Source organism: Mesorhizobium sp. J8 (genome assembly GCF_016591715.1).
GTDB lineage: Bacteria > Pseudomonadota > Alphaproteobacteria > Rhizobiales > Rhizobiaceae > Mesorhizobium.
Genome location: NZ_AP024109.1, coordinates 5,186,585 through 5,207,093 on the forward strand (window position 1 = coordinate 5,186,585; position 20,509 = coordinate 5,207,093).

Annotated in this window: 20 protein-coding genes; 9 read left to right on the forward strand and 11 right to left on the reverse strand. The window is 63.5% G+C overall.

Going from position 1 to position 20,509, the window contains the following annotated elements:
• Nucleotides 1-94: 94 nt before the first annotated feature.
• Both MJ8_RS24835 and mntR read right to left on the reverse strand, forming a co-directional pair.
• Nucleotides 95-283 carry a hypothetical protein gene (locus MJ8_RS24835; RefSeq protein ID WP_201411303.1) on the reverse strand — a complete coding sequence of 63 codons (189 nt, stop codon included), beginning with the start codon at nucleotides 281-283 and terminating at the stop codon, nucleotides 95-97.
• A gap of 110 nt (nucleotides 284-393) precedes the next feature.
• Nucleotides 394-852 (reverse strand): manganese-binding transcriptional regulator MntR, encoded by a 459-nt coding sequence (gene mntR / locus MJ8_RS24840; protein WP_041002353.1) that lies wholly within the window; start codon nucleotides 850-852, stop codon nucleotides 394-396.
• A gap of 295 nt (nucleotides 853-1,147) precedes the next feature.
• Here mntR and MJ8_RS24845 point away from each other — a divergent pair, with 295 nt between their 5' ends.
• The 4 genes from MJ8_RS24845 (at nucleotide 1,148) to MJ8_RS24860 (ending at nucleotide 4,914) form a co-directional block, all read left to right on the forward strand.
• Nucleotides 1,148-2,506, forward strand: a complete 1,359-nt coding sequence (locus tag MJ8_RS24845) for an Nramp family divalent metal transporter (protein ID WP_201411304.1) — start codon at nucleotides 1,148-1,150, stop codon at nucleotides 2,504-2,506.
• Nucleotides 2,507-2,543: 37 nt separating this feature from the next.
• Nucleotides 2,544-3,386, forward strand: a complete 843-nt coding sequence (locus tag MJ8_RS24850; protein ID WP_201411305.1) for a protein-L-isoaspartate O-methyltransferase family protein — start codon at nucleotides 2,544-2,546, stop codon at nucleotides 3,384-3,386.
• A 136-nt stretch (nucleotides 3,387-3,522) separates the two neighbouring features.
• The gene (locus MJ8_RS24855) at nucleotides 3,523-4,173 is read left to right on the forward strand and encodes a dihydrofolate reductase family protein (protein ID WP_201411306.1); all 651 of its coding nucleotides are present in this window, start codon (nucleotides 3,523-3,525) and stop codon (nucleotides 4,171-4,173) included.
• 90 nt (nucleotides 4,174-4,263) lie between these two features.
• The gene (locus MJ8_RS24860) at nucleotides 4,264-4,914 is read left to right on the forward strand and encodes a glutathione S-transferase family protein (protein WP_201411307.1); all 651 of its coding nucleotides are present in this window, start codon (nucleotides 4,264-4,266) and stop codon (nucleotides 4,912-4,914) included.
• A gap of 12 nt (nucleotides 4,915-4,926) precedes the next feature.
• On the opposite strand, the gene MJ8_RS24865 is transcribed toward MJ8_RS24860, so the two are convergent.
• Complete coding sequence (locus MJ8_RS24865; RefSeq protein WP_201411308.1) at nucleotides 4,927-5,793, reverse strand: LysR family transcriptional regulator; 867 nt, start codon at nucleotides 5,791-5,793, stop codon at nucleotides 4,927-4,929.
• A 99-nt stretch (nucleotides 5,794-5,892) separates the two neighbouring features.
• On the opposite strand from MJ8_RS24865, the gene MJ8_RS24870 reads away from it, so the two are divergent.
• Nucleotides 5,893-6,492: a LysE family translocator gene (locus MJ8_RS24870; protein WP_201411309.1), complete on the forward strand. Its 600-nt coding sequence runs from the start codon at nucleotides 5,893-5,895 to the stop codon at nucleotides 6,490-6,492.
• A 173-nt stretch (nucleotides 6,493-6,665) separates the two neighbouring features.
• On the opposite strand, the gene MJ8_RS24875 is transcribed toward MJ8_RS24870, so the two are convergent.
• The gene (locus MJ8_RS24875) at nucleotides 6,666-7,460 is read right to left on the reverse strand and encodes an SDR family NAD(P)-dependent oxidoreductase (protein WP_201411310.1); all 795 of its coding nucleotides are present in this window, start codon (nucleotides 7,458-7,460) and stop codon (nucleotides 6,666-6,668) included.
• 188 nt (nucleotides 7,461-7,648) lie between these two features.
• Between MJ8_RS24875 and MJ8_RS24880 the strand changes: the two genes are divergently transcribed.
• On the forward strand, nucleotides 7,649-8,113 hold the full coding sequence (locus MJ8_RS24880) for a MarR family winged helix-turn-helix transcriptional regulator (RefSeq protein ID WP_201411311.1): 465 nt from the start codon (nucleotides 7,649-7,651) through the stop codon (nucleotides 8,111-8,113).
• A 34-nt stretch (nucleotides 8,114-8,147) separates the two neighbouring features.
• Here the strand turns inward: MJ8_RS24880 and MJ8_RS24885 are convergent, their stop codons facing one another.
• Nucleotides 8,148-9,326: an MFS transporter gene (locus tag MJ8_RS24885; RefSeq protein WP_201411312.1), complete on the reverse strand. Its 1,179-nt coding sequence runs from the start codon at nucleotides 9,324-9,326 to the stop codon at nucleotides 8,148-8,150.
• A 194-nt stretch (nucleotides 9,327-9,520) separates the two neighbouring features.
• Here MJ8_RS24885 and MJ8_RS24890 point away from each other — a divergent pair, with 194 nt between their 5' ends.
• The 3 genes from MJ8_RS24890 to carB all read left to right on the forward strand — a co-directional run bounded on the left by MJ8_RS24890 (nucleotide 9,521) and on the right by carB (nucleotide 14,585).
• Entirely contained in the window at nucleotides 9,521-9,877 is a 357-nt protein-coding gene (locus tag MJ8_RS24890; protein ID WP_201411313.1) for an ArsR/SmtB family transcription factor, read from the forward strand.
• Nucleotides 9,878-9,988: 111 nt separating this feature from the next.
• Nucleotides 9,989-10,813: an SH3 domain-containing protein gene (locus MJ8_RS24895; protein WP_201411314.1), complete on the forward strand. Its 825-nt coding sequence runs from the start codon at nucleotides 9,989-9,991 to the stop codon at nucleotides 10,811-10,813.
• 274 nt (nucleotides 10,814-11,087) lie between these two features.
• On the forward strand, nucleotides 11,088-14,585 hold the full coding sequence (carB, locus tag MJ8_RS24900) for a carbamoyl-phosphate synthase large subunit (protein WP_201411315.1): 3,498 nt from the start codon (nucleotides 11,088-11,090) through the stop codon (nucleotides 14,583-14,585).
• A 19-nt stretch (nucleotides 14,586-14,604) separates the two neighbouring features.
• On the opposite strand, the gene MJ8_RS32840 is transcribed toward carB, so the two are convergent.
• From MJ8_RS32840 to MJ8_RS24930, 6 genes are all read right to left on the reverse strand, one after another.
• On the reverse strand, nucleotides 14,605-15,345 hold the full coding sequence (locus MJ8_RS32840; RefSeq protein ID WP_201411316.1) for a thymidylate synthase: 741 nt from the start codon (nucleotides 15,343-15,345) through the stop codon (nucleotides 14,605-14,607).
• Entirely contained in the window at nucleotides 15,311-16,012 is a 702-nt protein-coding gene (locus tag MJ8_RS24910) for a hypothetical protein (protein WP_201411317.1), read from the reverse strand. The genes MJ8_RS32840 and MJ8_RS24910 overlap by 35 nt, the downstream gene beginning before the upstream one ends.
• Before the next feature lie 534 nt (nucleotides 16,013-16,546).
• Complete coding sequence (locus tag MJ8_RS24915; RefSeq protein WP_201411318.1) at nucleotides 16,547-17,107, reverse strand: DUF4142 domain-containing protein; 561 nt, start codon at nucleotides 17,105-17,107, stop codon at nucleotides 16,547-16,549.
• Nucleotides 17,108-17,255: 148 nt separating this feature from the next.
• A complete protein-coding gene (locus tag MJ8_RS24920) occupies nucleotides 17,256-18,074 on the reverse strand; it encodes a carbohydrate ABC transporter permease (protein WP_201415580.1) in 819 nt (272 codons plus the stop codon).
• 7 nt (nucleotides 18,075-18,081) lie between these two features.
• Nucleotides 18,082-18,954 (reverse strand): carbohydrate ABC transporter permease, encoded by an 873-nt coding sequence (locus MJ8_RS24925; RefSeq protein ID WP_201415581.1) that lies wholly within the window; start codon nucleotides 18,952-18,954, stop codon nucleotides 18,082-18,084.
• A 65-nt stretch (nucleotides 18,955-19,019) separates the two neighbouring features.
• Nucleotides 19,020-20,279 (reverse strand): ABC transporter substrate-binding protein, encoded by a 1,260-nt coding sequence (locus tag MJ8_RS24930; RefSeq protein WP_225248039.1) that lies wholly within the window; start codon nucleotides 20,277-20,279, stop codon nucleotides 19,020-19,022.
• Nucleotides 20,280-20,509 lie beyond the last annotated feature (230 nt).

The following is a 20,509-nucleotide window of genomic DNA, read 5'->3' on the forward strand; positions in this document are numbered from 1 at the left end:
AGTCACAGAGTTTTTCGCGCCCGAAAACCGCATGATCAGAGGAAACGCCCATCGGGTCGGTTAATTTCCACTCCGTATAAACCGGCTGAAAATCTCAGCTTTTCTGCTTGGCGCCGGCGCTCTTGACGTCCGAACTCTTCGACCGTTCCTCGAAACGCGCCGCGCCCTTCTTCAGCGGATGGCCGGTCCCGGCCTCGGCCTTGCGCTCGTTCCTGGCGGCGGCCTGCCGCAATCCTGTGGCTGCTTGCTTTCCCTCGGCGGTCGGCGCCTGTTCGATACCCATTGCTTCCTCCCCCATTGCTTCCTCCCTAAGCGTGATAATCGCGCGATGTGGGAAACAATGCAGCGAAGATGCGTCGGTTCCGCTTCGACCCGCTTGGGCGGACCGAAAACCTACGCCTGGCGATGCGTCATCGCCCGGCGGAAGGCGTCCAGCGTTTCGGCGCTGACATGGTGCTCGATGCCTTCGGCGTCGATGCGCGCCGTCTCGGCGCTGACGCCCAGCGAGCGCAGGAAGGCCTCCACCGTCTGGTGGCGGATGCGGCTTTCCTCGGCGACCTTGCGGCCGGCCTCGGTCAGGAACACGCCGCGATAGGGTTTTCGCGAGACCAGCCCGTCGGCGCACAGCCTGGTCAGCATCTTGGCCACCGTCGGCTGCGCGACGCCAAGCCTCGCCGCGATGTCCACCTGGCGTGCTTCGTTGCCGTCCTCGATCAGATCGGCGATGAGCTCCACATAGTCCTCGACCAGCGCGCTCCGGCGCGCCTGGCGCTGCTGCCGGAATCCTTCCGAATGGATTTCGGCATCGGGAAGCGGCTCTTCGCGTCGAACGGGTTTGTTCCTAAGCGCCAATATGCGCTCCTCCTGGCCTGTCCTGGAGCATGATGCCGAAAAGTCTGAACCGGTTTTCGAACGACATCATGACCATCTCGTTGGCTGAATCGGGACCCGCATCCATACCACGAAACCCAGTGATGATCCGGCCGTTTATTTGCATTCCCATGCGGGCGCAACCGGCGTTTGCGCCGCCACCCTGGAACTTGCTCCTGCGGATCACGAAAGCATGATCAATGAAATATAGCATATTGCATAATGTTGAGCCATGACATAGATGAGGAGAAGCTCGATAGATCCAGCGGAAATGTCCATGTCCGATGCTGAAGCAGCAACCGCAGACCGACCCGCATGGCGGTTCGACAGGCCGGACGACGAGCAGCCCAGCCTGCGCGAGGTGAACGCCTCGATCGCGGTGCCGCGGACCGGCGTCTGGTTCCGCCGCCTGTTTGCCTTCATGGGCCCGGGCTACATGGTCTCGGTCGGCTATATGGACCCGGGCAATTGGGCGACCGACCTCGCCGGCGGCGCGCAATTCGGCTACACGCTGCTTTTCATCATCATGCTGTCGAACCTGATGGCGATCCTGCTGCAGGCGCTGGCGGCGCGGCTCGGCATCGCCACCGGACGCGACCTCGCCCAGGCCTGCCGCGCGTACTATCCGCGCCCCGTCAACCTGGTGCTCTGGATCGCCTGCGAGCTGGCGATCATCGCCTGCGATCTCGCCGAGGTGATCGGCACGGCGATCGCGCTGCAGCTTCTGTTCGGCATTCCACTGATCGGCGGCGCCATCCTCACAGCTCTCGACGCCTTTCTCGTGCTTCTCCTTATGAACAAGGGTTTCCGCTACCTTGAAGCCTTTGTCGTCGCCTTGCTGATCATCATCTTCGGCTGCTTTGCCATTCAGATCTTCGTCGCCGCGCCGCCGGCCGGCACCATCCTGCATTCGATGTTCGTACCGTCGTCCGACATCGTCACCAATCCGGCGATGCTCTACATCGCCATCGGCATCATCGGCGCCACCGTAATGCCGCATAATCTCTATTTGCATTCCTCGATCGTACAGACCCGCGCCTATGAGCGTACCGAGACCGGCAAGCGCGACGCCATCAAATGGGCGACGACGGATTCGACCATCGCGCTGATCCTGGCGCTGTTCGTCAATGCGTCGATCCTGATCGTCGCGGCGGTCGCCTTTCACGACACCGGCCATCACGACGTCGCCGAGATCGGTCAGGCCTTCGAGCTGCTGTCGCCGCTGCTAGGCCTGAGCATCGCCTCGATCCTGTTCGCGGTCGCGCTGCTCGCCTCCGGCCTCAACTCGACCGTCACCGCGACGCTCGCCGGCCAGATCGTGATGGAAGGCTTTCTGCGCCTGCGCATCCCGCAATGGGCACGCCGCCTCCTGACGCGCGGCATCGCCATCGTCCCGGTGGTGGCCGTCACCGCGCTCTATGGCGAGAAGGGCACGGCCGAACTTCTGGTCTTCAGCCAGGTGGTGCTGTCGATGCAACTGCCCTTCGCCGTCATTCCGCTGGTGCAGTTCGTGTCGGACAAGAAGAAGATGGGCAGTTTCGCCATACCGCGTGCCGCTGCAGTCCTGGCCTGGGTGGTGGCGGCCGTGATCCTCGTTCTCAACTTCAAGCTGCTCTACGACACCATCGCCGGCTGAGCGCGACATTCCAGCCGGACGCGCTATTCTTGGCGCCATGGCCGAACCGGACGAAGCCCGCAGATTCTACGCCAAGCTGATGGCCGCGCAGGCGCGGTCGGCCGACCCGCGCATCAAGGAAGTCTTCGCCTCGGTGCCGCGCGAGGCGTTCCTGGGTCCGGGTCCATGGACGGTGTTTGCCGGCGAAGGCCGGTTCGAGACGCCGAGCGCCGATCCCGGCTACATCTATCAGAACGTGCTCGTTGTGCTCGATGCCGGCAAGGGCATCAACAATGGCGAGCCGCTGCTGCACGCGATGTGGCTCGGCAAGGTGGAGCCGAAACCTGGCGAGCATGTCACCCATATCGGCGCCGGCACCGGTTATTACACGGCGCTGCTGGCGAAACTGGTCGAGCCGGGCGGCAGCGTCACCGCTTTCGAGCTCGAGGCCGACCTTGCCGCGCGCGCCAAGGCGAACCTTGCGGCTTACGATAGCGTCGAAATAGTCCAGGCCGACGCCGTCGCCAATCCGTTGCCGCCCTCCGACATCATCTATGTCAATGCCGGCGTCGTCGCCCCGCCCGCCGCATGGCTGAAAGCGCTGAAACCCGGCGGCCGCATGATCCTTCCGTGGCGTCCCTCCGAAACGGTCGGCCTCGCGGTCCTCATAACCCGCCTGGAAAATGGCTTTGCCTGCCGGCCCTTCATGGGCTCCTGGTTCATCCCCTGCGTCGGCGCTTCCACCGCCGGGCCGGGCGCGAAGATACCGACCCGCGAGCGCGCTGTGCGCACCCGCTCGATATGGCTGACGGCGACAAAGGCGCCGGACCGCACCGCAACCGCCGTCTTCGGCGAAGTCTGGTTCTCGTCACGCGCCATTCGCGTCGACGACGCGCGATAGAAATTCGCAGGGCCTTGTCGGAAAGCGGCCTTGTCGTTCGTCCTAGAACCATGATCCGAAAAAGGTAGGAACCGGTTTTCGGAGACACGCAGAAATCGTCCGCGATGGCGCGGACCGTGAAAAACGGAGAACAAAGATGCGCAAGATCATCGCCGCCACATTCGTCAGCCTCGACGGCGTCATGCAGGCGCCCGGCGGTCCGGAAGAGGATCCGGTCGGCGGCTTCAAGTTTGGCGGCTGGACGTTCCATTACTTCGACGAGGTGGCGGGCGGCGCAATGGAGGAACTGTTCTCCAAACCGTTCGACCTGCTGCTCGGCCGCAGGACCTACGATATCTTCGCCGCGTACTGGCCGTATCAGAACGATGCCATCGCCGATGTCTTCAATCCCGCGACCAAATATGTGGCGACGCACCGGCCGGATTCGTTGACCTGGCAGAACACGCAGTCGCTCGGGCCTGACATCGTTGCGAGGCTGAAGGAACTCAAGCAGGAAGACGGGCCGGACCTGCTCATCCAGGGCTCGGGCAATCTGATCCAGACCTTGCTCGCCAACGGGCTGATCGATGAGATCCGGCTGATGATCTTTCCGCTGCTGCTGGGCAAGGGCAAGCGGCTGTTCGGCGACGACGCGATGCCGGCCGCCTTCAAGCTCGTCAAGTCGCAGGCTTCCACCACCGGCGTCATCATGGCGACCTATGAGCGCGGAGGCGAAATCCGTACCGGCTCGTTTGCCCAGCAGGAGCCTTCGCAAGCCGAGCTCGAGCGGCGCAGGAACTGGAAGTAGCACAAGCCAAATGCGCGGCGGGCCGGGCCCGCCGCGCATCCGATTAGGAAGCGTCTTTCACAACGACGACCAAACGGCCGGGAACCGCCGATGATCCCCACCATCACCGCTTTCGAACGGTCGCCCGATGGCGGCAGAGGGCTGGCGCGCGACATGCAAGTCCGTTGGGCGCTTGAGGAAGTCGGCCAGCCTTATGACGTTCGTCTCGTATCGTTCGGCGGTATGAAGCAGCGCGCGCATCTCGCGCTCAATCCCTTCGGCAGTATCCCGACCTATGAAGAAGGCGATCTCGCTCTGTTCGAGTCGGGGGCGATCGTCCTTCACATCGCGGAACGCCACCCGGGCCTGTTGCCTGACGATGCGAACGCCCGGGCGCGTGCGATCGTCTGGATGTTTGCCGCCTTCAGCACTGTGGAGCCGCCGATCCTCGAGCGCGCGACCGCCGTGATCCTTGAGCGCGATGAGCCGTGGCACGACGAGCGCCTGCCCCTGGTCGACGGCCGGATCCGCAAGCGTCTGGCCGAGCTCTCCCGCCACCTCGGCGATTCCGACTGGCTCGATGGCGGCTTCAGCGCCGGCGACCTTGTCATGGTGGGCGTGCTGCGCCGGCTGCAGCGATCGGGGCTGCTGAACGAATTCCCGAACATTGCCGCCTATGTCGCCCGCGGCGAGGCGCGGCCGGCCTTCAAGCGGGCATTCGAAGCGCAATTGGCGATCGCCAGGGCCGCAGCGGATGCCTGACCGGCGGTCGCGTCACGCCGCCTGGCGATAGCGCGAAAGACCTTCGCGGATATGGCTGGCGAAAGCCTTCGCGGCTGGCTGGGTGGCGTGTTTCGGCAGGTGCAGGTTGACCGAGAAATTCGGCAGCGGCGGAAGACCGGCATCGGACAGGATGTCGAGATCGGCCGGCACCGTCGAGGCAAGCCATGTGGTCACGGCAAGGTCCGACCGCACCGTCGCGGTCGTCGCGTCGATGTTGCCGTTCTCGAACACGGTGCGCCAATCGAGCCCATTCTCGCTGAGCGCGGCGAGCACCGCCGGCCGGAAGGCGCAGGTGTCGGCGACGATCGAGACCGGCAGCGGCCGCTTCAGGCGCGCCGCCCCGCCTCTGGCGCCGACCCAGACCAGCCGGTCGACGAGCAGGCATTCGCCGGCGCTGGGGCCGACGCGCTCCTCGATCACGGCAAGGTCGATGGTGCCGGCCGCCAAGGCCGCCGCGAGTTCCGGCGAAGAGGCGCAGACCAGCGATATCTCCACTTGAGGATAGGCTTCGGCATAGGCTTTCAGCACGGGCGCGAGCAGCGTGCCGACGAGATCGTAAGGCACGCCGATCCGCACCTGTCCGGCAACGGCCCCGCTCCTGATTTCGGCGAGGATCTCGTCGTTGAGCTGCAGCAGGCGCCTGGCTTTGTCGAGCAGCCGCTCACCCACCCGCGTCAGCTTCAAACCGCGGCGGTCCCGCTCGAACAGGCTCTGGCCCAGCACCTCTTCCAGCCGTTTGACCTGCTGGCTGACGGCGCCTTGCGTCAGGTGGAGCGCGTTGGCGGCCGCCGTCATGCTGGCCTTGTCGGCCGTCGTGACGAAGGTGCGGATGAGGGTCGTGTCGAGATCGCGGATCATGGCGGCATTATAATTGCTAATGCAAACCATATCAAACATTGCATTTACTGATATGACTAAGCACCTAAGCATGGCGGCTTGTTCGACTGGGAAGCCCGCATGTCCGAAACCATCATCCCGTTGGTCCTGTTCGCGCTGATCTCGACCGCGACGCCCGGCATCGCCACAACGCTCTCGACCGCCTCCGGCGCGCAATTCGGCTTTCGCCGTTCCGTGCCGCTGATGGCCGGCAGCGCCGCCGGACTGGCGACCGTGGCGGCAGCGGGCGCGGCCGGCCTGGCTGGACTTTTAGCCGCCATTCCATCCCTGCAGCTCGCCATGAAGATCGCCGGCTCGCTCTATCTGATCTGGCTGGCGATCAAGATCGGCCGCAGCGGTCCGCCCAACCTCGACATCAGCATGGCCAAGCCGAACAGCTTTTTCGGCGGCGCTGGCATCCAGTGGATGAATCCGAAAGGCTGGGCGATGGGGCTCGGGGCCGCCGCGTCCTTCGCAGCCCTTGCGGATGGTCCGCTGCAACTCGCGCTGCTGCTGGGCGCCGTGTTCGGCCTGGCTGCGGCTTTCTCGCTGTCGCTGTGGTGCGTGGCGGGAACCCTGCTTGCCCGCCTGCTCAAGACCGAGCGCCAGTGGCGCGCGCTCAACATCGTGCTCGGCCTGCTGCTGGCCGCCTCGATCCTGCAGATGTGGCGGCCCGCCTAACGCTGGTTCCTCGCCCCACGAAAGTGGGGGAGGTGGCTCGGCGAAGCCGAGACGGAGAGGGGAGTGGCACCGCCCTAACAAGTAACCCTGCGAAGGGACTCGCCCTACGAAGCCCCCTCTCCGGCCGCTTCGCGGCCATCTCTCCCCCGCTTTGCGGGGGCGAGGAACTCACTTCAGACGGCGTAGCGCGCCGCCGGCTTGCCGGAGAACAGGCTGCCGAAGAAATGATCCCTGGCGCCGAGATAAGTGCTCAGCTCGGAAGCGTCGGCAAGACCGGGCGCGGTGACGGTCTCGCCCTGGGCGAAGCCGGCAAGTGCTGCGTCGACCAGATCCTCGGCGCTCATGATCCAGTCCGGATTGAGCTTGTCGAGGCTGATGCCGGAGACGTCCCACAACTCGGTGCGGACCGGTCCGGGCACGACCGACTGGACTTTCACATTGGTGCCGGCGACTTCCTTCTGCAGCGCTTCCGTGAAGTTGGCGACATAGGCCTTGGTGCCGCTGTAGATGCCGCCGACGGCGATGCCATAGGCGACGACCGAGGCGATGTTGATGATGCCGCCGCGGTTGCGCTTGATGAGGCCCGGCAGCACAGCGCGGGTCAGCCTGGTCAGCGCAATGACATTGACCTTGATCATGCGCTCGGCCGCGTCGGCATCGGCGCCGGCGATCGTCTCCAGGCCGCCCACGCCGGCATTGTTGATCAGCAGCGTCACGCTGTCGTCCGCCGCCACCGCCTGCTCGACGCGGCGCAGATCGGCATCGGCCGCAAGGTCGGCGACGATCGTCTCGACCTTGCGGCCATAGGCATAGGAGAGCCTGTCGGCCAGCTCCCGCAGCCGGTCGGCGCGGCGCGCCACCAGCACTAGGTCGTAGCCCTGCCCTGCCAGCCGGTCCGCATAGACCGCGCCTATGCCCGACGATGCGCCGGTGATGACGGCCGTGCCCTTGTTGTCCTTCGTGCTCATTGTTCTGTTCCTTCGTTCGCTTCGCTTGGTCCGGCGCGACGATCACGTCATCTGCCGGGCCTCCGATCTAGATTAGTGGCATATGCCACTTTCCCGAAAGTGGGTATATGCCACTATCTTGTCAACGGCAGCGGCGAAAACTATTTCTGCGGCAGGCTGGCGCGTCTTTGCGCCGGCGAGGAGCGATCATGGCAGAAGCTCGGAAGCCCGGATTCAGTGACTGCAACAACGCCACACTGCGCCGTGCTGCGCGCAGTCTCGGCCGCTTCTACGACGACGCGCTGGCGCCGTCCGGCCTGAAGGGCACGCAGTTCGGCCTGCTTTTTCAGATCCACATCGGCGATGAGCCCGCGATGGGCACCATCGCCGAAGCGCTGATCATGGATCTGTCCGCGCTCGGCCACACGCTGAAGCCGCTGATCCGCGACGGCTATGTAGAGACCTTCGCCGACAAGGACGACCGCCGCGTCAAGCGCGTGCGGCTGACGCCGCGAGGCCAGGCCAAGCTCGACGAGGCGCTCGAGTTCTGGAGTATCGCGCAGCAGCAGTTCGAGAAAAAGGTCGGCGCGGAGCAGGCGGCAAAGCTGCGAGCCGCACTGGACGCAGTGGCTGATCTCGACCTGGAAATGCCGACGGCCGCTCTTTCGCCCTGAAGAAGCGGCCGCGATTCAGGCTCTGTAGCGCCTCTTATTCGGCCGGCATCGCCACCGGCCGGGCCAACATTCGGCCGGCGAGCACGATGCCCAGCCCGATGATCGGGAAAACGGCCGCGACCAGGCCGAGATCGGCCGGGACGCCGAAGCGCAGCACGGCCGCGCCGACCACCGCACCCAAAGCGACGCCGAAATAGAGCGCCGACGCATTGAGCGACAGCACGATGGGCGCGGCGTCGGGCGCGATCTTGAGGATGCGGCTCGCCTGCGCCGGCGGGAAGGCCCAGCCGACGATACCCCAAGGCACCATCATGCCCATCAGCGCCGGTCCGGCGACCGAATGCGGCAGGAAGGTCGGGATCAGCGAGAAGGTGACGAGCATGGCGGCCGACAGGGTCAGCGACCAGGCGACGGTGCGGGTCGCGCCGAAGCGGTCGGCGGCCTGGCCGCCGGCGATGTTGCCGATGACGGCGCCGACGCCGAAGGCGAGCAGCATGCCGGGCAGTGCGATCGGCGACAGCCCGCCACCCTGGATGGCCAAGGGCGCGATGAAGGCGAAGACGGTGAACGCGCCGATCAGCGCAAGCGCAGTCGTCAGCAGGATCGGCATGACGCCGGGGCGGACCGCCGCCGCCAGCCTGCGCTTCAGCGGCAGCCTGGTGCCGACGATGCCGCGCGGCAAACGCCACCACAGGATCGCGCCCGACAGCGCGCCGAGCGCGGCGATGGCGAAGAACGTGCCGCGCCATCCGGCGATCGCCGCGACCAGCGCGCCGAGCGGCGCGCCGACCGCCACCGCCACCGTAGTGCCGCCGACGACGACGGCGATGGCGCGCGCCCGGTGATGGTCGTCGACCAGCGCCACGGCCGTCCCTTGCGCGGTCGCCGCGAACAGGCCGGACGACAGCGCCATGACGATGCGCGCGATCAAAAGCAGCTCGAAGGACGAGCTCACCGCCGCCACCAGGTTGCCTATGACGAAGAACACCAGCGTCCACAGGATGACACGCCGCCGGTCCCACTCGCCGGTCAGCGTCGCCAGCACCGGCGCGCCGATCGCGTAGGCGAGCGCGAAGGCGGTGATCAGCGAGCCGGCGAGCGGCACGGAAATGCCGGCATCGGCGGCAATGTCGGGCAGAAGGCTCGAGATGACGAAGCCTTCGGTCGAGATCGCGAACGATCCGAGCGCAAGCCAGAAGATCCGCTTGTCCATGGGGGATTGTCCTTAGTTCAAAAGTTATTGAACAATTGGACATAGCAGGGCATGATGTCAACCGAGCCGGGACAAAATAGCTGAACCCTGCTGACAGCCCTGTGTCAGGACCAGGCCGAAAGGAAGAGGCTATATCCATCGGCGGAAAGGGAAGCCGCGTTGAAGTTCGTGCCGTTTGTGCTTAATTCTGGGTCATGAGCCTGCCCCATCCAACCGCCGACCAGATCAGCCTGCCGATCGTGCTCGCCGTGCTCGGCGACCCGACCCGGCTTTCCATCGTGCGCTATCTGGCGAGCAAGGAAGGCGTGCCGATGAACTGCAGCAAGTTCCTCGACCTCGCCTCCAAGACCAATCTCAGCTACCACCTCGCCAAGCTGCGCGAGGCGGGCGTCACCCGCAGCGAAGCGGTCGGTACCAGCCGGCTGATCACGCTGCGCCGCGACGACCTCGACAAGCGCTTTCCCGGCTTGCTCGACAGCGTGATTGCCGCGGCTGAGAGCGACAAGGATCTGCCGGCGGTCGGCACCGCCGAAGCCGAGCTTTCGGCCTGAGCGATAAAATTTGCGCGCGCCTCGGGCCTCACAATCGCCGCTAATTTCAGGATGACATCCGGGCGTCCCGCCGCCTATATCTGGTCGCGCCTTGGAAATTGCAGCCAAAAGATGAAGCGCAAAGCTACGCTCCGACTGACGCTTAAGGCACTCCTTGCCGCTCCATTGCTGCTCGCCGCCCTGCCGGCCTTGGCTCAGGAAGCGACGGGACCGATCATCTCTATCATCGGTGGTCTCGCGCCGGATGATTTGCTCAACATCCGCGCCACCGCTTCGCCGGGCGGAAAGATCGAAGCGCGCCTGCCCAACGGCGCGGCCCTGAGGAACTACGGCTGCAAGACCGTCAACAATTATCCATGGTGCAAGGTCGAGGACACGCAGGACGCCCACATAACCGGCTGGGCGCCCGCACGCTATCTGAGCCCCACCAACCCGGCGTCGCCTCCTGAAGACACCGCCACGCCGGCGACGGAGGCCAGTGTGCCTCCGGCAGCTATATCGCCTCAGCCCTCCGAAGCGCCGCCACCTGATATCGCGGCGCGCCTGGGCAGCACCAAGCCCGCGGACCCGCCATCCGCGGTCGAGATCGGCAGGACCGCCATGCAGGACGCCTATGGCCTCGCTTTCGCGGCCGCGGCGACCGCTCAATCCGACGCCCCTGCCCCCGACGCCGCCGGCGGTATCCCCTGCGCGCGTCATGTCGGCCAACCGATGACCCGCTGCGAGATAAGCGTGGCGCGCACGGGCGGCGACAGCACCGTGACGGTGACATGGCCGGACGGCGGCACGCGCGCCATCAATTTCCACGACGGCAAGCCCGCCGGCTCCGACTCCGCCGATGAATTCCGCTTCACGCGCGAAGGCACTCTCAACATGATCCGCATCGGCGCCTCCGAACGCTTCGAGATCACGGATCAGCTGGCGCAAGGGGAGTAAGGCAGTACGGCAATAAGGCAGTAGGGAAAGAAAGCACCCACTCCCCTACTCCCCTACTCCCCTACTCCCCTACTCCCCTACTCCCCTGCTCCCCTACTCCCCTGCTCCCCTACTCCCTACTGCCCTACTGCCCTTCATTTTCGGGGTTACATCCCGCAAAACTCTTCCCTATAAGGCCCTCCTAGCCTGATACCTGAATCGCAAGCACAACCGGCCGGGACCTCACCCGTCCCGGTTTTTCGTGCAAGCCGCTCGCCGAACGGATTTTTCGAACATGCCAAGACGCACCGACATCAAGTCGATCCTGATCATCGGGGCCGGCCCCATCGTCATTGGCCAGGCTTGCGAGTTCGACTATTCCGGCACCCAGGCCTGCAAGGCGCTGAAGGAAGAGGGTTTCCGCGTCATTCTGGTCAACTCCAACCCGGCCACCATCATGACCGATCCGGAGCTGGCCGACGCCACCTATATCGAGCCGATCACGCCCGAAGTGGTGGCCAAGATCATCGCCAAGGAGCGGCCGGACGCGCTGCTGCCCACCATGGGCGGCCAGACGGCGCTCAACACGGCCCTCTCGCTGCGCCGCATGGGCGTGCTCGACCGCTACAATGTCGAGATGATCGGCGCCGACGCGGCAGCCATCGACAAGGCCGAGGACCGCGCGCTGTTCCGCCAGGCGATGAGCAAGATCGGCCTGGAGACCCCGCGCTCGATGCTGGCCAACGCCACCGACGTCAAGAACGCCGACCGCAAGACCCATGAGGCCGAGCGCGCGGCGCTGAAGGCCGAGAACCCGGAAAACCTCGACGCCGCGCTCGATGCGCTGGAAACGCGCTGGAATCTCGGCGAAGGCGACCGCAAGCAGCGTTATATCAGCCACGCCATGGCGATCGCCGCCCAGGCGCTCGACCATGTCGGCCTGCCGGCCATCATCCGCCCCTCCTTCACCATGGGCGGCACCGGCGGCGGCATCGCCTACAACCGCGCCGAATTCTACGACATCGTTCAGTCCGGCCTCGACGCCTCGCCCACCACCGAGGTGCTGATCGAGGAAAGCGTGCTCGGCTGGAAGGAGTATGAGATGGAGGTCGTCCGCGACAAGGCGGACAACTGCATCATCGTCTGCTCGATCGAGAATCTCGATCCGATGGGCGTGCACACCGGCGATAGCATCACCGTCGCGCCAGCACTGACCTTGACCGACAAGGAATACCAGATGATGCGCAACGCCTCGATCGCGGTGCTGCGCGAGATCGGCGTCGAGACCGGCGGCTCCAACGTGCAGTTCGCCGTCAACCCGGCCGACGGCCGCCTCGTCGTCATCGAGATGAATCCGCGCGTCTCGCGCTCTTCGGCGCTGGCCTCGAAGGCCACCGGCTTCCCGATCGCCAAGGTCGCGGCCAAGCTTGCCGTCGGCTACACACTGGACGAGCTGGAGAACGATATCACCGGCGGCGCGACGCCAGCCTCCTTCGAGCCGACCATCGACTATGTGGTGACGAAGATCCCGCGCTTCGCCTTTGAGAAATTCCCCGGCGCCGAGCCGGTGCTGACCACCGCCATGAAGTCGGTGGGCGAAGTGATGGCCATCGGCCGTACCTTCCAGGAATCGCTGCAGAAGGCGCTGCGCGGCCTGGAAACCGGCCTGACCGGCCTCGACGAGATCGAGATTCCCGGCCTCGCCCACGGCGCCGCCAGCCATGCCGACGACCGCAACGCGATCCGCGCCGCCCTCGGCACACCGACGCCGGACCGGCTGCGCATGGTGGCGCAGGCGATCCGCATGGGCACGTCGCTGGAAGACGTGCACGCCATGTGCAAGATCGACCCGTGGTTCCTCGAGCAGATCGCCGGCATCATCGCCATGGAAGAGCGCATCCGCGAGCACGGCCTGCCGCAGGATGCCGTCAACCTGCGCATGCTGAAGGCGATGGGCTTTTCCGACGCCCGCCTCGGCTCGCTGACGAAGACCGATGCCGAAGCCGTCCAGAAGCTCCGTGAAAAGCTCGACGTTCATCCGGTCTACAAGCGCATCGACACCTGCGCCGCCGAATTCGCCTCGCCGACGGCCTATATGTACTCGACCTATGAAGTGCCCTTTGCCGGGGCGCTCGACAACGAGGCGCGCGTGTCGGCTCGCAAGAAGGTCGTCATCCTCGGCGGCGGCCCGAACCGCATCGGCCAGGGCATCGAGTTCGACTATTGCTGCTGCCATGCCGCCTTTGCGCTGCGCGACGCCGGCTACGAAGCGATCATGGTCAACTGCAATCCGGAGACGGTTTCCACCGACTACGACACCTCCGACCGCCTCTATTTCGATCCGCTGACGGCGGAGGACGTGCTGGAGATCCTGCGCGCCGAGCAGGCTTCGGGCGAGCTCGTCGGCGTCATCGTCCAGTTCGGCGGCCAGACGCCGCTGAAACTGGCCGACGCGCTGGAGAAGGCCGGCATCCCGATCCTCGGCACCTCGCCCGACATGATTGACCTCGCGGAAGACCGCGACCGCTTCCAAAAACTTTTGCACAAGCTGAATCTCACCCAGCCGAAGAACGGCATCGCCTATTCGGTCGAGCAGGCGCGCCTCGTCGCCGGCGAGCTCGGCTTCCCGCTGGTGGTACGCCCGTCCTACGTGCTGGGCGGCCGCGCCATGCAGATCATCCATGACGAAAGCATGCTGCAGACCTACCTGCTCGACACCGTCCCCGGCCTGGTGCCGGAGGACATCAAGCAGAAATACCCCAACGACAAGACCGGCCAGATCAACACGCTGCTCGGCAAGAACCCGCTGCTGTTCGACACCTATCTCACCGGCGCCATCGAGGTCGATGTCGACTGCCTGTGCGACGGCAAGGAGACCTTCGTCTCCGGTATCCTGGAGCATATCGAGGAGGCCGGCATCCATTCGGGCGACAGCGCCTGCTCGCTGCCGACGCATTCGCTGCACCCCGACCTCGTCGACGAGTTGGAACGGCAGACTGCGGCGCTTGCCCGCGCGCTCAATGTCGGCGGCCTGATGAACGTGCAATATGCCATCCAGGACGGCACGGTCTATGTGCTGGAGGTGAACCCGCGTGCCTCGCGCACCGTGCCTTTCGTCGCCAAGACGATCGGGCGGCCGATCGCCAAGATCGCCGCGCGCATCATGGCCGGCGAGACGCTGGAAAACGCCTTTGCCCATTACGGCGCGATGCCCGACGCGCGCAATCCCGGCCACATCGCGGTTAAGGAAGCCGTCTTCCCCTTCGCCCGCTTCCCCGGCGTCGACATCCTGCTCGGCCCGGAAATGCGCTCGACCGGCGAGGTCATGGGCCTCGACCGCGATTTTGCCCTGGCCTTCGCCAAGAGCCAGCTCGGGGCCAATGTCGACCTTCCGCGCTCGGGCACGCTGTTCGTCTCGGTGCGCGACGAGGACAAGAAGGGCATCCTGCCGGCCGTGAAGCGTTTGGCTGAACAGGGCTTCAAGGTTCTCGCCACCTCTGGCACCGCCCGCTTCCTCGCCGAGAACGGCGTGACGGCCGAAAAGATCAACAAGGTGCTGGAAGGCCGCCCCCACATCGAGGACGCCATCCGCAACCGCCAGGTCCAGATCGTCTTCAACACGACAGATGGCCAAAAAGCGGTGTCGGACTCGAAGTCCCTGCGCCGGGCGACGCTGATGCAGAAGGTGCCGTACTACACGACGCTGTCAGGTGCGGCAGCGGTGGCGGAGGCGATTGCGGCGTTGCGGGCGGGGAACCTCGAGGTTCGGCCGCTGCAGGAGTATTTTGGGTGATAACTAATTTTGCTTCCGTTTAGGGTGAGCCTAGAAAGCGCTTTGTATTATCTATTACCTCTCCCAAATTAACGATTGGATCTATCTCCCACGTCTGTATAAATGCCCTTGAAAGAAATAGGTTTAAATGGCCCGGCTGTGTAGTTGCCGGCAATTTTGAACCTTCGACTTCTTTTGCTCTTTTTAGAACGAGAAACTGAATCTCGCGCAAATAATATATGTCGTTATACAGAAAATTCAATATATCGCATGACCGAAACATAACATTCAAGGATAAATTTCCGTCTCTATATTTAAAATCTCCGCTTGTAGGGCAAGGTACATAGCCTGGCCACCTTTTATTGTACAGATCAGATGGTCTGAAAAAAGTAAAAACATGGGTACTAGCGCGCGGAAACTCCGACACTTCACTTATGAGCTTTTCGATCTGATTGATGGCATTTAATGGAGTGGGTCGCGAAGCCGTGTCAGGAAAATTCTCTAACCTGTTGCGATAGCTAGGTTTGCTAATTCGATCCTTTTCCGAGGTGTAAACGCGAGCCGTTCTTTCTATTGCTTTGAGCCCTCGCACGCCGAGCAACTCGCCAAATTCGTGCCGCCGTTCTGCAAAATGCCCAAATGCGTCTGTCGAATATGGTATAAATACCACCAGAGGGCTGATTTCCAGCGATCGCTTGACTCGCCTACCTCGCAGGAAAACTTCCGAGATTGCCTTGAGGCAAGCATCAGTTTCCGATTTTGACGTTATTGCGTATGTCATTGACTATTTCTTTTGCAGGCGAATACATCAAAGCAATTAGGGCAAGGGCGAAGAAAACCATAGACGCGACAGTACCTGCCTTCGTCACAGAATACATCCTTTTTAAGTTCATTTGTCTGTAATTTTGTAGGAGATAGAGGATAAATACCTGTTGAAGGTCTTCCTTTAGTAATACCTTAGCATCTATGGATCCAGATATAGCAGTCAAAAAAGCTCTGAAATTTTTCCGAACGTCCTCGACCGCCGCTTCCTTATCTTGCCCAACCAACACGTCTAGATCATCAATAATATCACCAGAGACCGTATATCTGTAATACCAGCTCTTTATATCGGCGGCTTTCCTATACGGGTGATTTTTCTCCGAAACTTCAGTATACATCATTATTAATCGGCATGCCGTTATCCCAAGTATTATCAATCCCATACCGAGAAAGAAAACAAAATACTTCGACCCTCCGACCGAATTGACAATGGCGGCGGCAGCGGCAATGAATGAGAGCATCCCCAAAGCAGCTTGAAAGAGTTTTCCACGCTGATCTTCGTACCAATCATGGCGGCCGACAGCATACTCAATCATGCGGTAAACCCTGTCCTGCACGTTGCCATCTACACCAAATTCATATTCGGTGGCGATCTCTGATAGCTTTTTGCGTATTTTGGGCTGCATAAAGGGCCTTCGCAATAAGATGTTGCTGCATCGCAGAATCACAGCATACACTGGCCGACTACCATAAGACACACCCAAACAATGTTGTTGTTCAACACACGGTGTCGGCCGTTTTTTTTAACAGCCTGCCTTGTCCTTAGAACAACACCCAAGTTCTGGTAACGCTCCGTCGAATCGTCGGCAACTTCGGTTCGAACACGCTTCCACGCCACCGCCACACACTCGATCTCGATATCAAACTCCATCGGTCATGACGCCACCGGCACGGAATTGAGCGCCGGCGGGTTGCTCGCAAAAATACTTCCCGTAGACTCGGTTGATGGCGTTGTAGAAGCCGGAGTTGCGGCGTAGATGCGCGCAGCGCCGAGACGGATGATTCCAGCGGAGCGAGGCGTCCGTTCACACGCACCCTTCCCATCAACGCCGAAAGGCGCGCAATGGCCGTCGTCTCATTCCTTCCAGCACCCCTCATCCGTCTCGGCGCTAGCGCGCCGATCCACCTTCTCCCACAAGGGGAGAAGGCAAGGGCATCCCTCACTGATGCGCCACCGCCAGGTCCTTCACGTGCTTCTCGTGCATCTTCAGCACCGGCAGCGTCTTCTTGGCGAATTCCTTCATCGCCGGGTCGTCGCCGGAATTGGCATAGGTGGAAAACAGCGCGACAGCATCCTTATGCGCGTCGGTCTGCATCTTGATGTATTTGGCGTCGAAATCCTTGCCGCTGGCGCTCTTCAACTCGTCGAGCATCTGCTGCTCCTTGGGCTGCAGCGCTGGGCCGGCGGGCTTGATCGATGCGGTGGTCTGGCCCTGGCTGAGCGCGGCCTTGAAATCCTCGCCGGCCTTGGTGTGATCCTTGATCATCTGCGCCGCGAAAGCCTTGACGTCGGCCGACGCCGACTTCTCCTGCGCCAGCTTGCTCGACTCGATCTCGAACATGTTGGCATTCGGCACGGTCGTGGCGAAGGTCTGGGTGTCGACCTTGTTCTGGGTCACCATCGGTCCCACGGCGTCCGTGTTGGTGTCGTCCGATTGGGCGAACGCGGCGGGCGCGCCGGCAAGAAGCGCGACGGCGACCAGGGGCAGCAGCGTTTTCATCTCGATCTCCGGTCCGAAACAGCCCCTCCGCCTTCCCCAACGCGGCACCGGCCCCCGGGTTGCGTGGAAAGAGGCCCCGGGCCTGCCGTCCTCGGCCATCCGTCGACTGTTTCGCCCGCCACGAGGTCCGAGGGCACGCCGCACCGGATCACCCCTTCACCCCGCCGGCCGTGAGGCCGGAAACGATGCGGCGCTGGAAGACCAGCACCAGCACAACCAGCGGCACGGTGACGATCACCGAGGCGGCCATGATGTTGCCCCAGGGGATCTCGAATTGCGAGTTGCCCGACAGAAGCGCGATCGCCACCGGCACGGTGCGCTGCGCGTTGGTGGAGGTGAAGGTCAGCGCGAAGAGGAACTCGTTCCAGGCGCTGATGAAGGCGAGCAGCCCGGTGGTGGCGAGCGCCGGCCACATCAGCGGCAGGAAGATGAGCGTGACGATGATCCACGGTCCGGCGCCGTCGAGGATCGCCGCCTCCTCGATCTCCACCGGCAGGTCGCGCACGAAAGTGGTGAGCACCCAGACCGTGAACGGCAGCGTGAAGATCATGTAGGACAGGATGAGCGCGAAGAGCGAATTGTAGAGATGCAGCGCCCGGATAATCTCGAACAGCCCGGCAAGCGCGGCGACCTGCGGAAACATCGACACCGACAGGATGGCGAGCATCAGCGCCGAGCGCCCGCGGAAGCGGATGCGCGCCAGCGCATAGGCCGCGGTGATGCCGATGAGCAGCGAGACCGCCACCACGGCGCCGGAGACGACGAGCGAGTTGGCGAGGTTGCGCAGGAAGGGACCTTCGGTCAGCACGTTGCGGTAATTGGCGAGGCTGAACGTTCGCGGCCAAAGGCCCGCCTGGAACAATTCGGTCCCGGATTTCAGGCTGGTGACGATGGCATAGTAGAACGGAAACACTGCGACGAAGACGATCGCCGCAAGGAGCAGATAGAAGGCGGCGCGCTTCAGCATCTTCACCTCAGCGCCCTCCCTCGAAACTCAACCGGCCGATCCGGATATAGGCGATGGTGAGCAGGCCGATGATCAGGAAAAGCAGCGTCGAGGCGGCCGAGCCATAGGCGAACTTGTCGAACTCGAACAGGTTCTCGCGCGCGAAGATCGACATCGACTTGGTCTGGACGTTGTTGGGCGTCAGCACATAGATGAGGTCGAAGATGCGCAACGCGTCAAGCGCGCGAAAAATCACCGCCACCATCACCGCCGGGCGGATCAGCGGCAGCGTCACCCATCGGAAGACCTGCCATGGGCTCGCGCCGTCGAGCTTCGCCACCTCCAGGATCTCGCGCGGCAGCATCTGCAGGGCCGCCAGAATCAACAGCGCCATGAACGGCGTCGACTTCCAGATATCGACGATCAGCACCGCGACCATCGCCGTGTCGGTGCTGGCCGTCCACGCGATCTTTTCGTCGATCAGGCCGAGATCAAGCAGCACGACATTGATGATGCCGAACTGGTCGTTGAGCATCCATTGCCACATCTTGGCCGAGACGATGGTCGGGATCGCCCAGGGGATGAGGATCGCCGCCCGCACGATGCCGCGCCCCGGGAATTCGGCGTTGAGCGCCAAGGCGACGACCATGCCCAGCGCCGTCTCGCAGGCCACCGAGATAACGGCGAAGCGCACCGTGTTCCACACCGCCCGCCACCAGACCGGATCGACCAGCAACCCGTCATAGAGCACCCGGCCGCTCGGCAGGCGCAGCACGGAAAGATAGTTGTCGAAGCCCACCCATTGCCGCGCGTCGAGATCGGCCAGCGAAGCGTCGGTGAAGCTGTAATAGACCGTGCGCAGGAACGGCCAGCCGGCGACGACGGCGAGCACGAAGAGCATCGGCGCCAGGAACAGCCATGCCGTGCGCACGCGCCGGCGCGCCAGCGGCGATCGCCTTGCCGCGCTCACCAGCCCTTGCCTTTCAGCCTGGTCAGCCTCGCCTCGAGCTCGGCCAGGTTGTCGGCGGCGGTTCCGTTCCCGGAGATCGTGTTGTGCACGGCGGTCCAGAACTGGCTCGATGCCTCGTTGTACTTGATCCTGGCGGTCGCCGAGGGACGCGGCTGCGCGTCGAGGAAGATCGGCTTCCAGCGCGGCACGATCGGCTGCTGCCGGGCGATATCGGGGTCGTCATAGAGCGCCGCGATGGTCGGCAGGTTGGACGTCTTCAGCGTCCGGTATTTCTGCATCTCGGGCGAGGCGATGAACTTGACCAGGTCGATCGCCTCGTCCGGATGCTTAGAATATTTGGAAACGGCGAGGTTCCAGCCGCCCAGCGTCGCGACCGGATGCCCGCCATCGCCGGCCGGCAGCGGCGCCACGTCGAACTTGCCCTTGATCGGCGAGTTCTCGCTGTTGCCGAGCGCATAGGCATAGGGCCAGTTGCGCATGAAGACCGCATTGCCGGTCTGCCAGACGCCGCGCGCCTCTTCCTCCTGATAGGCGAGCGCGCCCGGCGGCGCGATCGTGCCGATCCAGCCCTTGACCCTGTCGAGCGCCGCCGCCGCCTTTGGATTGTCGATGGAGATGCGGCCGTCCGGCTCGATGATCCCGCCGCCGCCATTCGACATCACCCATTCGAGCGCGTTGCAGGTCAGCCCCTCATAGGCATTGCCCTGGAAGACGTAGCCCCAGAGGTCCTTGTTGCCGGCCGCCCGCTCCTTGTCCATGACGAGCTTCGCCGTATCTTGCAATTGCTGCCAGGTCGTCGGCACCTTAGCGTGGTATTTGTCGAGGAGATCCTTGCGGTAATAGAGCGCCGGCGCGTCGGTGAAGATCGGCAGCGCGACCAGCCTGCCGTTGACCGTCTGCGACTTTATGATCGATGGGAAATGCGCGCCCACCACGTCCCTGGTCGCCTCCGTCAGGTCGACCAGTTGGCTCGCCAGCTGCGGCGCCCAGATGACGTCGGTCTGGTAGACGTCGATGTCGCTGCTGCCGGCGGCAAGCCAGAGCCGGTACTGGCCGAACTGGTCGGTGGTCGAAGGCGGGATGACGACGATGTCGACCTTGTTGCCGCTCTTCTTCTCGTAACGGTCGAGGATCTCGCGCAGCACCTTGATGCCGTTGCCGGTGTCGCCCGACACGATCGACAGTTCGATGGCGCGTGCCGGGGTCAGCAGCAAGCTCGTTACGAGAGCGAGAACGGCAGGTGCTAAGAACTTCACGGGCGGGTCGCTCTCGCTTCCGAGCCGGCGAGACGGACGTCCGCCCATTCGTCAACTCATCAAGGCCCCACCCCGCGTTGAATGCTGAGCGCCGCTTTTCGGTTCCGTCGGTGCTGCGGTGGCGGTCAGGCCGGCGGGTCGGCGGAGCCGAATCCGTCGGCTCGACGGCGTCGGTGTTCCGTTCCTTCCGGCCTCACGTGAAAGCGGACGGGCTCCGAAACCCCCGCCCC

What these genes read in the sequence shown, in the direction of transcription:
- MJ8_RS24835 (WP_201411303.1), bottom strand. Translation starts at nt 283, where the DNA reads ATGGGTATCGAACAGGCGCCGACCGCCGAGGGAAAGCAAGCAGCCACA.
- MJ8_RS24845 (WP_201411304.1), top strand. Translation starts at nt 1,148, where the DNA reads ATGTCCGATGCTGAAGCAGCAACCGCAGACCGACCCGCATGGCGGTTC.
- MJ8_RS24850 (WP_201411305.1), top strand. Translation starts at nt 2,544, where the DNA reads ATGGCCGAACCGGACGAAGCCCGCAGATTCTACGCCAAGCTGATGGCC.
- MJ8_RS24855 (WP_201411306.1), top strand. Translation starts at nt 3,523, where the DNA reads ATGCGCAAGATCATCGCCGCCACATTCGTCAGCCTCGACGGCGTCATG.
- MJ8_RS24860 (WP_201411307.1), top strand. Translation starts at nt 4,264, where the DNA reads ATGATCCCCACCATCACCGCTTTCGAACGGTCGCCCGATGGCGGCAGA.
- MJ8_RS24865 (WP_201411308.1), bottom strand. Translation starts at nt 5,793, where the DNA reads ATGATCCGCGATCTCGACACGACCCTCATCCGCACCTTCGTCACGACG.
- MJ8_RS24870 (WP_201411309.1), top strand. Translation starts at nt 5,893, where the DNA reads ATGTCCGAAACCATCATCCCGTTGGTCCTGTTCGCGCTGATCTCGACC.
- MJ8_RS24875 (WP_201411310.1), bottom strand. Translation starts at nt 7,460, where the DNA reads ATGAGCACGAAGGACAACAAGGGCACGGCCGTCATCACCGGCGCATCG.
- MJ8_RS24880 (WP_201411311.1), top strand. Translation starts at nt 7,649, where the DNA reads ATGGCAGAAGCTCGGAAGCCCGGATTCAGTGACTGCAACAACGCCACA.
- MJ8_RS24885 (WP_201411312.1), bottom strand. Translation starts at nt 9,326, where the DNA reads ATGGACAAGCGGATCTTCTGGCTTGCGCTCGGATCGTTCGCGATCTCG.
- MJ8_RS24890 (WP_201411313.1), top strand. Translation starts at nt 9,521, where the DNA reads ATGAGCCTGCCCCATCCAACCGCCGACCAGATCAGCCTGCCGATCGTG.
- MJ8_RS24895 (WP_201411314.1), top strand. Translation starts at nt 9,989, where the DNA reads ATGAAGCGCAAAGCTACGCTCCGACTGACGCTTAAGGCACTCCTTGCC.
- carB (WP_201411315.1), top strand. Translation starts at nt 11,088, where the DNA reads ATGCCAAGACGCACCGACATCAAGTCGATCCTGATCATCGGGGCCGGC.
- MJ8_RS32840 (WP_201411316.1), bottom strand. Translation starts at nt 15,345, where the DNA reads ATGACATACGCAATAACGTCAAAATCGGAAACTGATGCTTGCCTCAAG.
- MJ8_RS24910 (WP_201411317.1), bottom strand. Translation starts at nt 16,012, where the DNA reads ATGCAGCCCAAAATACGCAAAAAGCTATCAGAGATCGCCACCGAATAT.
- MJ8_RS24915 (WP_201411318.1), bottom strand. Translation starts at nt 17,107, where the DNA reads ATGAAAACGCTGCTGCCCCTGGTCGCCGTCGCGCTTCTTGCCGGCGCG.
- MJ8_RS24920 (WP_201415580.1), bottom strand. Translation starts at nt 18,074, where the DNA reads ATGCTGAAGCGCGCCGCCTTCTATCTGCTCCTTGCGGCGATCGTCTTC.
- MJ8_RS24925 (WP_201415581.1), bottom strand. Translation starts at nt 18,954, where the DNA reads ATGCTCTTCGTGCTCGCCGTCGTCGCCGGCTGGCCGTTCCTGCGCACG.